Consider the following 13,021-nt stretch of genomic DNA (forward strand, 5'->3'; position numbering starts at 1 on the left):
TCCCGTCCCCGCATCCTGCCACCGCGACCCCGCCGCCGGCCGGGGCGGCGGGCATCGCACGCTCGGCGGCTCCCGCGGCGGCCGGCAACGCCTGAGCATCGGGACGCCCGAGAGCGCCGTACCTGTGGCGGCCGCAGCCGCTACCACGATCGACAACGGGGAGCTGGTGATCTGGGTCGTTCACGCGGGACACCGGTCCCCTGTTCACGAGACCTGATCGCCGCTGACCCCACGTCAGAACATCCAGCACCCCTTCAGCACGGTAACAACGAAAGGGCCGTACTCAACAGAGCCCGACCTCTTCTGACCTGCATGTTTGCCAGATCGGCGACGCGGTGTCACGTCATCCGATCAGACGTTATTCATACACTCCCCCATCTGGCTCGACCCCAGCCATGGCCGACTGCTCACCGCCCTCCTGGCCAGCAGCCTCGTCACTCCCATGTGGTGCACGAGCTGGCGCAAGGACGCCACAACCATCATCGGGCCGCTCCTGGGGCTGCCGGACTTCCCCTACCTCGACCTCCCCCGCCCGCAGATCACCACCAGCCATCCCGACGGATACCTCTGGAAGCGCGACCACGTCGGCCCCTGGCTCGGCAGAGCACCGGTCGTCTGGATCGATGACGACTTCAGCGCCCTCGACCACGCGTGGGCTGCCGAACGGACCGTCCGCGGCTACCCCACGCTTCTCGTCCAGCCGGACCCGTACGCCGGCCTTCAGGCGACCCACCTCGTGGAGGTCCAGGAATGGGCCTGCTGCGGACAACGTGCGGACAGCAAAGGCCACCCAACCCGCTCCGCCGCAGGTCAGACGGCCTTTCCGTAGATCGACTACACGTTGAAGCGGAACGTTCGGCATGGGGCTCCCACCTGCACGGACGCCGTTTCCGAAGCCCATATCCAGCACCGATCCAGCACGGTGCAGATTCATCCAGCACGCGCCCCGCGGCGAATCCGCCTGTCCACCATCAGGGCATCCATTGTGTACACATGGGACGCTCGGTACCCTTGAGCTCATGATGCAGCCGCTGCCCATAGAGTCCATCCGCGACGTGCGTGCACACCTGGCGGAGGTCGTGGAGCGCGCAGACCGCGACGACGTGCCCACAGTGATCACGCGGCGAGGCAAGGAAGTCGCCGCCGTGGTCTCCATCGAGGTGCTGCGCAAGTACCAGGAATGGGAAGAGCGCGAGATCAACCGGATCATCGACGAGCGCATGGCCAACCCGTCTCCCGGCATCCCGATCGAGGACATCATGAGGGAGACGCTGGCGCGCGGTGAGTGAGTACCGAACCGTCTTCCGCCCTGAGGCGCAGGCCGAGCTTCGGAAGATCCCTCGTGACATGGCGCTGCGCATCCTGGCCAAGCTGACCGAGCTGGAGACCGACCCCCTCGGCTTCAACTCCACTGCGCTGGTGTCCCAGCCCGAACGTCGCCGCCTGCGCGTCGGTGACTACCGCGTCGTCTACACGATCGACAACGGGGAGCTGGTGGTCTGGGTCGTTCACGTGGGGCACCGGTCCGCTGTTCACGAGACCTGATTGCCGCTGACCCCACGTCAGAACATCCAGCACCCATCCAGCACGGTGACGACGAAGGGGTCGGACTCATCAGAGTCCGACCCCTTCCGACCTGCACGTTTGACGAATCTAGTTAACATACAGTAACGATACGACTACACGTTGATGCGGAACGTGCACAATAACGCTCCCACCTGAGGAAACATGGTTCTGAGGGCTTCAAGTCAGCACAGAATCAGCACGGGAAACCCAGCCAGGTACCCAGTTAGAAGGTGACCTGGTCTCGATGAAGGTGGCCCGGAAGGTGTGTAGCAGCCCAATGAAGGAGACCGTCAGCGCGCCGGTGAAGTTCTTCGATCGCGCTCTCGGCTCATCCATCGTTACGGTGACGAACGCCTCGGGCTTCCGCCTCTTGCTCACTATTGCGATCGTCTCAACCACCGGCCTCACGACCTCCAGGTCGTGGAGACCAGGCCCGGAGGACCGCGATGAGGCCGTGAACGAGGTTGTTGCGTACGTTGAGGACATCCTTGAGGCCCCCCAAGAGCTCCAGCCCCTCGCCTCGCTGGTCCTCGCCAATCTCCCTGTTGACCTTGAGCAGAGCCGTGCAGGTATCGATCAGGTCTCCAGTTGCAAGACCGGCCGCAACTAGCTTGGCGTACTTCGAATCCAACAGTGTCTGCATGAGTTGGCGAAGCTGCACCTCAACCAGGGCACTCGCCTGCGCCACCTTCCCCACCACCGCGACCATCTCGTCGTAGGCAGCCGAACTCGCCTTCTCGCGACGCGAGAACTCTTCACGCCTCGCCTGCTCAACAGCGTCCATGACGCGAACGTAGTCGCAGCTCCAGCCTCACGTCAGCGGCTTTTGCGATGCCTGGCAACGCGTGAGGATCGGGACACCCAAGAGCACCTCACCTGAGGTGGCTGTAGCCGCTACCGTGAAGCCATGACCGCACTGCCCGACTGGATGCGCCCGCCGCGCGCGGAAGGCTGGTTCGCGGAGGACTTGGACCGCCTCCCGGAAGCGCCTCGCCACACCGAGCTGATTGACGGAGCCCTCGTATTCATGATGTCGCCCCAGCGCTGGTGGCACGGAGAAGTCGTCACCGACCTCACGCTCGCCCTCAGGGCACAGGCCCCGGCAGGATTCAAGGTCGGCCGAGAGATGACCATCCGCCTCGATGCCCGTAACCGCCTGGAGCCGGACCTCGCGGTGACCACAGCCGCGTACGACCCTGACTGCACCTGGTTCGCTCCCGAAGACGTCCAGCTCGTCATCGAGGTCGTCTCACCGGAATCCGCCCACCGTGACCGAACCGTCAAGCTGCGCAAGTACGCCGAGGCCGGCATCCGGCACTACTGGTGCATCGAAGACGAGGACACCATCCCCGTCGTGCACGTTTACGAGCTCGACGAGCCTACCGGCTCGTACGCACCGGCAGGGATTTTCCGCCATACCCTCCAACGGCCCCTGCCGTTCGAGATCAGCCTTGATCTCGACAAGCTAGGACCCGGCCAGTCGGGCTGACACCGCGATTCCAAGTCAGCACCAAGTCAGCACGGGAATACAGAAGGGGCCGGACTCGCCCGAGTCCGACCCCTCCTGACCTGCACATTTGACGAAATCATCTCACATGCAGTAACGAGACGACTACACGTTGAAGCGGAACTCCACCACGTCGCCGTCCTGCATGACGTACTCCTTGCCCTCCATGCGGGCCTTGCCCTTCGCTCGGGCTTCCGCGACCGAGCCGCATTCGACCAGGTCGGCGAAGGAGATGACCTCCGCCTTGATGAAGCCGCGCTGGAAGTCCGTGTGGATGACGCCCGCCGCCTCCGGGGCCGTCGCGCCCTGCTTGATCGTCCAGGCGCGGGTCTCCTTCGGGCCCGCCGTCAGGTACGTCTGCAGGCCCAGGGTGGTGAAGCCGACGCGGCCCAGCGTGGCCATGCCCGGCTCGTCCTGGCCCACCGACTGGAGGAGCTCGAGGGCCTCGTCGTCCTCGAGCTCGACGAGCTCCGCCTCCAGCTTGGCGTTCAGGAAGATCGCCTCCGCCGGGGCGACCAGCGCGCTCTGCTCCGCCTTGAAGGCGTCGTCCGTCAGCTCGTCCTCGTCCACGTTGAACACGTAGAGGAAGGGCTTCGTCGTCAGCAGGTGCAGCTCGTGGAGGAGGTCGCCCCGCTCCGTGCCCTTCGTGATGCCCTTCGAGAAGAGGGTGTCGCCCGCCTCGAGGATCTTCTTGGCCTCGACGACGGCCGCGAGGACCGCGACCTTCTCCTTCTGGAGACGGGACTCCTTCGCCAGGCGCGGCTCCGCCTTCTCGATGGACTGGAGGTCCGCGAGGATCAGCTCGGTGTTGATCGTCTCGATGTCGTCCTTCGGCGAGACCTTGCCGTCGACGTGGACGACGTTCTCGTCTACGAAGGCGCGGATGACCTGGCAGATCGCGTCCGACTCGCGGATGTTCGCGAGGAACTTGTTGCCCAGGCCCTCGCCCTCCGAGGCGCCGCGGACGATGCCCGCGATGTCGACGAAGTCGACGGTCGCGGGGATGACCTTCTGCGAGCCGAAGATGCCGGCCAGGACGGCCAGGCGCTTGTCCGGGACGCCGACGACGCCGACGTTCGGCTCGATCGTGGCGAACGGGTAGTTGGCCGCCAGCACGTCGTTCTTGGTCAGGGCGTTGAACAGGGTCGACTTGCCGACATTCGGCAGGCCGACGATTCCGATCGTGAGCGACACGTTGGCGACTTCCCGTAGTGGAGGGGCGGCGGCCCGGGTGCGGGCCATGGAGCAGTTTACTTTCCGATGAGCGGGGGTGGATGTACGCGTGTCCGCGGCCCGATCCGGGGGGCCGCCCGCCTACTTTGGTGACGTGGAGCGATACAGGACGCGACCGGCCCCTCACCCCCAGCGACCCCCGGCCCAGCGCCGGCGGCCGCGTGCCGCCGCGCCCCCCGTACAGGGCGGCGCGCCGCGGCTCGTGCTCGCGCGCCGGCTGCCCAGGCCGCGGCTGACCGGGCTCGGCGGCGGGCTCTTCTCGAGCGCCGCCATGGTGCTGGTCGCGGGGTTCTCCTGGCTGCTCTTCGACTCCTCGCTCTTCGTCTACGGGCTGCTCTTCCTGCCCGTCGCGGCCGCCACCGCGCTCTGGGTGCGGCCCGCCGACCTGATCACCGCGCCGATCACCGCGCCCATCGCCTTCGCCGCCGGAGTGTGGCCCGTCGCGGGCGGCTCCGGCGGCTTCGGCGGTCATCTGATGGGGCTGGTGTCCGCGCTGTCCCTGCACGCCGGCTGGCTGTACGCGGGCACGCTGGTGGCGGCGCTCATCGCCGTCGTACGCAAGGCCGTGCTGATCGGCAGGCGCCGGATGCCCCGCCGCCCCGCCGCCTAGCCGTCTCGTTCGGAGACGCCCCGCCCCGGACGGCCCCGCCGTTACTGTTTCGCCGCCATCGCCGCGCCGACGATGCCCGCGTTGTTCTGGAGCTTCGCCGGGACGATCTCCGCCCGGACGCCCTCGATGAAGGGCAGGAACTTCTCCGGCTTGCGGCTGACGCCGCCGCCGAGGATGAACAGGTCCGGGGAGAACAGCATCTCCACGTGCTCCAGGTACTTCTGCAGGCGTTGGGCCCAGTGCTCCCAGCTGAGGTCCCCGTCCTCCTTCGCCTTGACCGACGCCCGCTTCTCCGCGTCGTGTCCCTTCAGCTCCAGGTGGCCCAGCTCCGTGTTCGGGACCAGGCGCCCGTCGGTGAACAGGGCGCTCCCGATGCCCGTGCCCAGCGTGAGCAGGATGACGGTGCCGCCCCGGCCGCGACCGGCGCCGTACGTCATTTCCGCGACGCCCGCCGCGTCCGCGTCGTTGAGGACCGTGACGGGCAGGCCGTCCAGCTCCCGCGAGAAGAGGGCCGCCGCGTCGACGCCGACCCAGCTCTTGTCCACGTTGGCCGCCGAACGGGTGACGCCACCCGTGACGACCCCCGGGAAGGTCACCCCGACCGGGCCCGTCCAGGAGAACGCGCGGACCACCTCCGCGACGCAGCCGGCCACCCCCTCGGGGGTGGCCGGCTGCGGTGTCAGTACTTTGTGGCGCTCTTGCGCCAGATCGCCGCGGTCCAGGTCCACGGGGGCGCCCTTGATCCCCGAACCGCCGATGTCCACACCCATGATCTGCATGGACATACCGTACGAAAAGACTTACCTGTCGGCGACCAGTTCGGCAGCTTCCGCACGCAGGTCGCGGCGCAGCTCCTTCGGCAGCGAGAAGACGATCGACTCCTCGGCCGTCTTGACGATCTCCACGTCCGCATACCCGCGCTTCGTGAGGTAATCCAGCACTTCCTCGACCAATACCTCCGGCACCGAGGCGCCCGAGGTCAGGCCGACCGTGGTGACGCCCTCCAGCCAGGCCTCGTCGATCTCGCTCGCGAAGTCGACGAGGTACGCGGCGCGGGCGCCCGCGTCGAGCGCGACCTCGACGAGGCGGATCGAGTTCGAGGAGTTCTTCGATCCGACGACGATGACCAGGTCCGAGTCGGCGCCCATGACCTTGACGGCCGCCTGCCGGTTCGAGGTGGCGTAGCAGATGTCGTCGCTGGGCGGCGAGATGAGCAGCGGGAACTTCGTCTTCAGCGCGTCGACCGTCTCCATCGTCTCGTCGACCGACAGCGTGGTCTGGGACAGCCAGACGACCTTCGACTCATCGCGCACCTGGACGTTCGCGACGTCCTCGGGCCCGTCCACGATGGTGATGTGGTCCGGGGCCTCGCCGGAGGTGCCGATGACCTCCTCGTGGCCCTCGTGGCCGATGAGGAGGATGTCGAAGTCCTCGTTCGCGTACCGGATGGCTTCCTTGTGCACCTTGGTGACCAGCGGGCAGGTCGCGTCGATCGTGGCGAGCTTGCCGCGGGCGGCCTCTTCGTGCACCACCGGCGCCACTCCGTGCGCGGAGAACATGACGATGGAGCCCTCGGGCACCTCCTCCGTCCGCTCGACGAAGACGGCCCCCTTCTTCTCCAGGGTCTGGACCACGTACTTGTTGTGGACGATCTCGTGGCGGACGTAGACCGGCGCACCGTACTGCTCGAGGGCTTTCTCGACGGCGATCACGGCTCGGTCCACGCCCGCGCAGTAACCGCGGGGGGCGGCGAGCAGGACGCGGCGGGAAGCGGGAGCAGGGGCGGGAGCAGTCATGTGGTCCATCGTACGGGGGTCCCTGAGAGGCCGGACGTCCCCCGTTCGGCAGAAACTTGGTCGAAAGCGTGTCCCGCCTATCGCCCGGAGGACGGATGGCGTCCGTGACGGATTCCAGTAAGGCGGCGCCCGCCGCGCTGCGGCGGACCCTCGGCTTCCGGGACCTCGTCGTCTACGGGCTCCTCTTCATCGCCCCCATGGCCCCGGTCGGCGTCTTCGGCACCCTGGACGCCAAGTCGCACGGCGCCATCGCGCTCGTCTACCTCGTCGCGACGGTCGCGATGGCGTTCACGGCGTTCAGCTACGCGCAGATGGTGCGGGTGGCCCCGCAGGCCGGCTCGGTCTTCACGTACGCCCGCAAGGGCCTGGGCGAGGGGCCGGGGCTGATCGCCGGGTGGATGGCGATGCTCGACTACCTGTTGATCCCGGCGGTCGCGTACCTGTTCTCGGGGATCGCGATGAACGCGCTGGTCCCGGAGGTGTCGCGGTGGGTGTGGACGGCGTTGGCCGTGGTGGTGACGACGCTGCTGAACCTGTGGGGCGTACGGGCGGCCGCGCGCGTGGGCTTCGCGGTGCTGGCCCTGGAGATCGTGGTCCTGCTGGTCTTCCTGGTCGCCGCGGTGACGGCGCTGGCGCGGGGCGGGGCGCAGCGCGGCTGGCTGTCGCCGCTGACGGGCGACGGCTCGCTGGCGTTCTCGTTCGCGGCCGTGCTCGGCGCGGTGTCGGTCGCGGTGCTGTCGTACCTGGGCTTCGACGCGATCGCCTCCTTCGCCGAGGAGGTGACGGGCGGCAGCGCGAAGGTGGCGCGGGCGGTGCTGTTCTGTCTGGCGCTGACGGGGGTGCTGTTCGTCGCGCAGACGTACCTGGCGGCACTGCTGTCGCCGCTGACGGCGGCGGAGCTGGCGGCGCGGCCGGTGGAGCAGGGGCCGGCCTTCTACAACACGGTGGAGTCGGCGGTCGGGCCCTGGCTGCACGACCTGGTCGCGGTCAGCAAGGCGATCGGGGCGGCCTTCGCGGCGCTGGCCGGGCAGGCGGCGGCCGGGCGGCTGCTGTTCGCGATGGCCCGGGAGCGCCGTCTGCCGGGTGCGCTGGCGCGGACGTACGGCGGCACCCCGCGCCCGGCGCTGCTGGTGGCGGCCACGGTCACCCTGGTCGCGGCGGTGTGGGCGGCGCGGCGCGACGACGGGCTGGACCACCTGGTGTCGGTGGTGGACGTCGGGGCGCTGGTCGCGTTCACCCTGCTGCACGCCTCGGTGGTGGGCTGGTTCGTGGTGCAGCGGCGGGAGGGGCCGCCGAACTGGCTCCGGCACCTGGTGGTCCCGGTGCTGGGCGCGGCGGTGACCGTCACGGTGATCGTGGAGGCCTCGTGGACGGCGCAGCTCGTGGGGGCGGTGTGGCTGGCGGCGGGACTGTGCGTGCTGTTCGCCCAGCGCGGCCGGCGCGGCCCGGGCGGGGGCCGGGGCGGGAGCCCGGGTGCGGTTCCCTACGCGGCCGAGGGGGAGTCCCCCGGCGGTACGGGTCCCGGGACGGGCCCGGCGGCCGGGGCGGTGTAGCCGGCGGCCGGGGCGGTGTAGGCGGCGGCCCGGCAGCGGGAGCCGCGTAGCCGCCGGCGGACGCGTAGCCGGTGGCGGTCCCAGGACGGGCCCGGCCGCCGGAGCCGCGTAGCCGCAGCTGCGTGCCCGGCAGCCGTCTCCGGGCGGCCCCCGCAGGCGGCGCGGTGGCGACATCCGGGCCGGGCCCTGAGACGCTGTCAGCCGGGCCGGATAGCCTGCGTGCATGGCTCTGAATACGTCGGCCGAGGCGCCGCTGCCGGTAGGCCAGGTGTCCCGGCTCATCGGGGGCTGGATCGACAAGCTCGGCCAGGTGTGGGTGGAGGGGCAGATCACGCAGCTCTCGCGGAGGCCGGGGGCGGGGGTGGTCTTCCTGACGCTGCGCGACCCCTCGCACGACATCTCGGTCAGCGTGACCTGCTTCCGCCAGGTCTACGACGAGGTCGCGGACGCCGTCTCGGAGGGCGCGCGGGTCGTCGTACTCGCCAAGCCGGAGTGGTACGCCCCGCGCGGGCAGCTGTCCCTTCGGGCGACCGAGATACGGCCCGTCGGCATCGGTGAGCTGCTGGCCCGCCTGGAGCGGCTCAAGCGGTCCCTCGCCTCCGAGGGGCTGTTCGCGCTGGACCGCAAGAAGCCGCTGCCCTTCCTGCCCCAGCTGATCGGGCTGGTGGTCGGGCGGGCGTCGGCGGCCGAGCGCGACGTACTGGAGAACGCGCGGCGCCGCTGGCCGGCCGTCCGCTTCGAGGTGCGCAACGTGGCCGTCCAGGGGGTGCACGCGGTGCCCCAGGTGATCCAGGCGGTCCGGGAGCTCGACGCCCTGGACGAGGTGGACGTGATCATCGTGGCGCGCGGCGGCGGCAGCGTGGAGGACCTGCTGCCGTTCTCCGACGAGGAGGTTGTACGGACCGTCGCCGCCGCCCGTACGCCGGTCGTCTCGGCCATCGGCCACGAGCCGGACTCCCCGCTGCTGGACCTGGTCGCGGACCTGCGGGCCTCCACGCCCACGGACGCGGCGAAGAAGGTGGTCCCGGACGTGGGCGAGGAGCTGGAGCGGGTGCGCCAGCTCCAGGACCGGGGGCTGCGGGCCGTACGGGGCCTGCTCGACCGGGAGGAGCGGGGGCTCGCGCACGCCCTGGCCCGGCCGGTCTTCGTCCACCCGCAGCGGATGGTGGAGACCCGGGAGGACGAGGTGGACGCGCTGCTGGCGCGCGGCCGCCGCACGCTCGGGCACCTGCTGGACCGGGCCGACTCGGAGCTCTCGCACACCCTGGCCCGGGTGGTGGCGCTGTCCCCGGCCGCGACCCTGGAGCGCGGCTACGCCGTGCTCCAGCGGGCCGACGGGCACGTGGTGCGCTCGCCCGGGGAGGTCTCGGGGGACGAGCTGCTGCACGCGCGGGTGGCGGAGGGCGCCTTCTCCGTACGGGTCTGCGAACCGGCCGCCGGCCCGGCCGCGACGCCGGGCACCGTATCGGCCGCCGCACCGGGCCCCGGCCCGGCCGCGACACCGGCCGCCGCACCGGCCGCCGCACCGGCCGCCGCGCCGGCTTCCGAATAACGACACACCGCCGCAACGAACGCGTCGGACTACGAACCTAGGGTGGAAACGGTAATGGCAGAGGCCGAAACGGCACTGGGGTACGAGCAGGCCCGCGACGAGCTGATCGAGGTCGTCCGCAAGCTGGAGGCGGGCGGCACCTCGCTGGAGGACTCGCTCGCGCTCTGGGAGCGCGGCGAGGAGCTGGCCAAGGTCTGCCGGCACTGGCTGGAGGGGGCCAGGGCCCGTCTGGACTCGGCGCTCGCGACCCGGGAGGCGGCCGACGGAGAGTGATTCCGGTCACCGCCGCGGCGGTTTAGTTGAAACTTCACCTACTTCCGCCGTAGAGTCGGGGCATCGCTTCACCTCTGTTCCGTATGGAAGAAGGCTTTCCGATGTCTCTCGTTCTCGACCCCGCCGCGCAGGACCTGCTGTTCCGCAAGGCCCGCACGGCCAACTCGTTCTCCGACGAGCCGGTCACCGAGGAGCAGGTCCAGGCGATCTACGACCTGGTGAAGTTCGGCCCCACCGCCTTCAACCAGACCCCGCTGCGCATCATGCTGGTCCGCTCCCCCGAGGCCCGCGAGCGCCTCGTGAAGCACCTCTCCGAGGGCAACCAGGCCAAGACCGCCGCCGCGCCGCTCGTCGCGATCCTTTCGGCGGACAACGAGTTCCACGAGGAGCTTCCGCAGCTGCTCCCGCACTTCCCGCAGGCCAAGGACCTCTTCTTCGCCGAGCGTCCGGTCCGCGAGCAGTCCGCGCTGCTGAACGCCGCGCTGCAGGCCGCGTACTTCATCGTCGGCGTCCGCGCCGCCGGTCTGGCCGCGGGTCCGATGACCGGCGCCGACTTCGCCGGGGTCCAGAAGGAGTTCCTGGACGCCGACCACACCCCGCTGATGATCGTCAACATCGGCAAGCCGGGCGAGGACGCCGTCGCGTTCCCGCGCTCCCCGCGCCTGGAGTTCGACCAGGTCATCACCACCGTCTGAGTGCGTACGGCGCCCGCCGCCGCCGTACGCGAAGAGGCCGCGCCCCCCGGGATTCCGGGGGGCGCGGCCTCTTCGCGTAGACGTCGCGTACGGGGACGGCCGCGGGCGGGGACGACCGCGTACGGAGACGGCCGCGTGCGGGGGCGAACCGCAGCCTGGGACGGGCCGCGGACCGAGACAGGCCGCGGACCGACACGGGCCGCCGACCCGGACGGGCCCCGGTGCTATCCGCCCGCCGTGGCGCCCTGCTTGAACTCCAGGGCCGCCGCCATCGCGCCGAGCTGCTCGAAGGAGGCCGTTCCGGTCACCACCGTGACGTAGCCCTGGTCCTGCTTGACGAGGGCGTCGTACTTCTCGCCCTCCCAGCGCTCCCAGGCCGCGTCGCCGACCTGCTGCGTCTGCCCGGTGGCCTTCGCCTGCTGGGTGACCCGGCCCAGGTACTTCCCGGAGACGTCGGTGGACTGCTCCAGCGCCACGTACTCCTGCTTCGGGTCCAGGAAGCCCAGATGCCAGGCGCTGGCGTTCTTGCGCTCGTACGTCACCGATGTCGCGCGCCACTCGGCCGGGAGCCCGACGGGGACCGCCAAGGGGTACGGCGCCGCACGGCGGGCCGTGATCGTCTCCACCCGGTAGTCGACCGTGCGCGTCGGATCGGCCTTCTCGTCGTGCGGGATGAAGAGATAGATCCCAGCGACGACGAGGCCGATCACCCCCAGCGACCGGACCATGTCCCAGATCGTCTGCTTGCCTTTCATACCTGCCACGGGACCATCGTCCCGCATCGCCGGCGGCGATCAGCGCCGGGGTGGCCCCGAGCGGCCGCGCGGCGGCGCGGCGGGGGCCGGGAGCAGGCCGCAAGACGTCCGCTCAGGCCAATCGGCTGACCGGTATGCCGCTCATACGTGACCCGGCCTGCTCAATATGTCGACGTACCGATAGAGTTCGAGCACCCTCACATCCCGGCCGTCGTCGTACAGAAAGGTGCGCTCCGATGACCGAGCACAACCTGCCGCCCCAGCTCGAAGTTTCTCCCGAAGCCCCCGACCGCAACCTCGCCCTGGAACTGGTCCGGGTCACCGAGGCCGCCGCCATGGCCGCGGGCCGGTGGGTCGGCCGCGGTGACAAGCTCGGCGCGGACGGCGCCGCGGTCAACGCCATGCGGACCCTGATCTCCACCGTGTCGATGAACGGCGTCGTCGTCATCGGCGAGGGCGAGAAGGACGAAGCGCCGATGCTCTTCAACGGCGAGCGGGTCGGCGACGGCACCGGCGCCGAGGTCGACATCGCCGTGGACCCCATCGACGGCACCACCCTGAACGCCAAGGGCATGCCGAACGCGATCGCCGTCCTGGCCGCCGCCGACCGCGGCACCATGTTCGACCCGTCGGCCGTCTTCTACATGGAGAAGCTGGTCACGGGCCCCGAGGCCGCCGACTTCGTCGACATCAACGCCCCCGCCTCGGTCAACATCCGGCGCGTCGCGAAGGCCAAGAACATGGCCGTCGAGGACGTCACCGTGGTCATCCTGGACCGCCCGCGCCACGAGGGCATCGTCAAGGAGATCCGCGAGACCGGCGCCCGCATCAAGTTCATCTCGGACGGCGACGTCGCGGGTTCGGTCATGGCGGTGCGCGAGGGCACCGGCGTCGACCTGCTCCTCGGCATCGGCGGCACGCCCGAGGGCATCATCTCGGCGTGCGCCATAAAGTGCCTCGGCGGCACGATCCAGGGCAAGCTGTGGCCCAAGGACGAGGCCGAGCGCCAGAAGGCGATCGACGCGGGCCACGACCTGGACCGGGTCCTGCACACGACCGACCTGGTGTCAGGCGAGAACGTCTTCTTCGTCGCCACCGGCATCACGGACGGCGAGCTGCTGCGCGGCGTCCACTACCGCTCGGAGACCGCGACGACGTCCTCGCTGGTCATGCGCTCGAAGTCGGGCACGATCCGGCAGATCGACTCGACGCACCGGCTGTCCAAGCTGCGCGCGTACAGCGCGATCGACTTCGACCGGGCCCAGTAGACCCGGCGGAAGCGGCACGGCGAGAGGGGCGGTCACCGCGTGCGGCGGTGACCGCCCCTCTGGCGTGGGCACGGAAGTCGATGCGGGGAGTCGGTACGGGACGTCGGTACGGGACGTCGGCGCCGGAAGTCGGTACGGGACGGCGTACGGGAGTCGGTACGGTGCCCCGCGCGCCCGGCGGTGTCCGGGCGGGGGGCTGGGGCGTGCGGGGGC

The 13,021-nt window shown here is 70.0% G+C and carries 14 protein-coding genes and 1 pseudogene; 10 read left to right on the forward strand and 5 right to left on the reverse strand.

The genetic code is table 11. The features are described 5' to 3' along the window. Nucleotides 1-376 precede the first annotated feature (376 nt). The 3 genes and pseudogenes from OTB16_RS03070 to OTB16_RS03080 form a co-directional block, all read left to right on the forward strand. Nucleotides 377-829, forward strand: a pseudogene (locus tag OTB16_RS03070) (hypothetical protein); the annotation flags it as partial. A 190-nt stretch (nt 830-1,019) separates the two neighbouring features. Then, nucleotides 1,020-1,289, forward strand: coding sequence for a type II toxin-antitoxin system Phd/YefM family antitoxin (locus OTB16_RS03075; RefSeq protein ID WP_267718226.1), 270 nt, complete (start codon nt 1,020-1,022; stop codon nt 1,287-1,289). Beyond that, nucleotides 1,282-1,545, forward strand: a complete 264-nt coding sequence (locus OTB16_RS03080) for a type II toxin-antitoxin system RelE family toxin (RefSeq protein ID WP_267718227.1) — start codon at nt 1,282-1,284, stop codon at nt 1,543-1,545. The genes OTB16_RS03075 and OTB16_RS03080 overlap by 8 nt, the downstream gene beginning before the upstream one ends. Nucleotides 1,546-1,957: 412 nt before the next feature. Here OTB16_RS03080 and OTB16_RS03085 read toward each other — a convergent pair whose 3' ends face one another. Next, entirely contained in the window at nt 1,958-2,350 is a 393-nt protein-coding gene (locus OTB16_RS03085; protein ID WP_267718228.1) for a hypothetical protein, read from the reverse strand. 123 nt (nt 2,351-2,473) lie between these two features. Here OTB16_RS03085 and OTB16_RS03090 point away from each other — a divergent pair, with 123 nt between their 5' ends. After that, complete coding sequence (locus OTB16_RS03090; RefSeq protein ID WP_267718229.1) at nt 2,474-3,055, forward strand: Uma2 family endonuclease; 582 nt, start codon at nt 2,474-2,476, stop codon at nt 3,053-3,055. Between the two features lie 123 nt (nt 3,056-3,178). Here the strand turns inward: OTB16_RS03090 and ychF are convergent, their stop codons facing one another. Continuing rightward, entirely contained in the window at nt 3,179-4,267 is a 1,089-nt protein-coding gene (gene ychF, locus OTB16_RS03095; protein ID WP_267718398.1) for a redox-regulated ATPase YchF, read from the reverse strand. 133 nt (nt 4,268-4,400) lie between these two features. On the opposite strand from ychF, the gene OTB16_RS03100 reads away from it, so the two are divergent. Continuing rightward, nucleotides 4,401-4,916: a DUF6542 domain-containing protein gene (locus tag OTB16_RS03100; protein WP_383909724.1), complete on the forward strand. Its 516-nt coding sequence runs from the start codon at nt 4,401-4,403 to the stop codon at nt 4,914-4,916. Nucleotides 4,917-4,957: 41 nt separating this feature from the next. Here OTB16_RS03100 and ppgK read toward each other — a convergent pair whose 3' ends face one another. Together ppgK and OTB16_RS03110 are read right to left on the reverse strand one after the other, a co-directional pair. Continuing rightward, nucleotides 4,958-5,695, reverse strand: a complete 738-nt coding sequence (ppgK, locus tag OTB16_RS03105) for a polyphosphate--glucose phosphotransferase (RefSeq protein WP_269286873.1) — start codon at nt 5,693-5,695, stop codon at nt 4,958-4,960. Between the two features lie 21 nt (nt 5,696-5,716). Next, a complete protein-coding gene (locus tag OTB16_RS03110; protein WP_420717599.1) occupies nt 5,717-6,721 on the reverse strand; it encodes a 4-hydroxy-3-methylbut-2-enyl diphosphate reductase in 1,005 nt (334 codons plus the stop codon). An 86-nt stretch (nt 6,722-6,807) separates the two neighbouring features. Between OTB16_RS03110 and OTB16_RS03115 the strand changes: the two genes are divergently transcribed. The 4 genes from OTB16_RS03115 (at nt 6,808) to OTB16_RS03130 (ending at nt 10,785) form a co-directional block, all read left to right on the forward strand. Continuing rightward, nucleotides 6,808-8,265 (forward strand): APC family permease, encoded by a 1,458-nt coding sequence (locus OTB16_RS03115; RefSeq protein ID WP_267718232.1) that lies wholly within the window; start codon nt 6,808-6,810, stop codon nt 8,263-8,265. Between the two features lie 223 nt (nt 8,266-8,488). Then, nucleotides 8,489-9,817 (forward strand): exodeoxyribonuclease VII large subunit, encoded by a 1,329-nt coding sequence (xseA, locus tag OTB16_RS03120; RefSeq protein WP_267718233.1) that lies wholly within the window; start codon nt 8,489-8,491, stop codon nt 9,815-9,817. A gap of 54 nt (nt 9,818-9,871) precedes the next feature. Then, complete coding sequence (locus OTB16_RS03125) at nt 9,872-10,090, forward strand: exodeoxyribonuclease VII small subunit (protein ID WP_267718234.1); 219 nt, start codon at nt 9,872-9,874, stop codon at nt 10,088-10,090. Between the two features lie 101 nt (nt 10,091-10,191). Then, complete coding sequence (locus tag OTB16_RS03130; RefSeq protein ID WP_267718235.1) at nt 10,192-10,785, forward strand: malonic semialdehyde reductase; 594 nt, start codon at nt 10,192-10,194, stop codon at nt 10,783-10,785. 224 nt (nt 10,786-11,009) lie between these two features. Here OTB16_RS03130 and OTB16_RS03135 read toward each other — a convergent pair whose 3' ends face one another. Beyond that, complete coding sequence (locus tag OTB16_RS03135; protein WP_267718400.1) at nt 11,010-11,540, reverse strand: DUF4245 domain-containing protein; 531 nt, start codon at nt 11,538-11,540, stop codon at nt 11,010-11,012. Between the two features lie 236 nt (nt 11,541-11,776). Between OTB16_RS03135 and glpX the strand changes: the two genes are divergently transcribed. Further along, nucleotides 11,777-12,808, forward strand: a complete 1,032-nt coding sequence (glpX, locus tag OTB16_RS03140) for a class II fructose-bisphosphatase (protein ID WP_267718236.1) — start codon at nt 11,777-11,779, stop codon at nt 12,806-12,808. The last annotated feature ends 213 nt before the right edge of the window (nt 12,809-13,021 follow it).

This window comes from Streptomyces antarcticus, assembly GCF_026627255.1.
Classification (GTDB): Bacteria; Actinomycetota; Actinomycetes; order Streptomycetales; family Streptomycetaceae; genus Streptomyces; species Streptomyces antarcticus.

What these genes read in the sequence shown, in the direction of transcription:
- OTB16_RS03125 (WP_267718234.1), top strand. Translation starts at nt 9,872, where the DNA reads ATGGCAGAGGCCGAAACGGCACTGGGGTACGAGCAGGCCCGCGACGAG.
- OTB16_RS03110 (WP_420717599.1), bottom strand. Translation starts at nt 6,721, where the DNA reads ATGGACCACATGACTGCTCCCGCCCCTGCTCCCGCTTCCCGCCGCGTC.
- OTB16_RS03075 (WP_267718226.1), top strand. Translation starts at nt 1,020, where the DNA reads ATGATGCAGCCGCTGCCCATAGAGTCCATCCGCGACGTGCGTGCACAC.
- ppgK (WP_269286873.1), bottom strand. Translation starts at nt 5,695, where the DNA reads ATGCAGATCATGGGTGTGGACATCGGCGGTTCGGGGATCAAGGGCGCC.
- OTB16_RS03135 (WP_267718400.1), bottom strand. Translation starts at nt 11,540, where the DNA reads ATGAAAGGCAAGCAGACGATCTGGGACATGGTCCGGTCGCTGGGGGTG.
- xseA (WP_267718233.1), top strand. Translation starts at nt 8,489, where the DNA reads ATGGCTCTGAATACGTCGGCCGAGGCGCCGCTGCCGGTAGGCCAGGTG.
- OTB16_RS03085 (WP_267718228.1), bottom strand. Translation starts at nt 2,350, where the DNA reads ATGGACGCTGTTGAGCAGGCGAGGCGTGAAGAGTTCTCGCGTCGCGAG.
- OTB16_RS03115 (WP_267718232.1), top strand. Translation starts at nt 6,808, where the DNA reads ATGGCGTCCGTGACGGATTCCAGTAAGGCGGCGCCCGCCGCGCTGCGG.
- glpX (WP_267718236.1), top strand. Translation starts at nt 11,777, where the DNA reads ATGACCGAGCACAACCTGCCGCCCCAGCTCGAAGTTTCTCCCGAAGCC.
- OTB16_RS03090 (WP_267718229.1), top strand. Translation starts at nt 2,474, where the DNA reads ATGACCGCACTGCCCGACTGGATGCGCCCGCCGCGCGCGGAAGGCTGG.
- OTB16_RS03130 (WP_267718235.1), top strand. Translation starts at nt 10,192, where the DNA reads ATGTCTCTCGTTCTCGACCCCGCCGCGCAGGACCTGCTGTTCCGCAAG.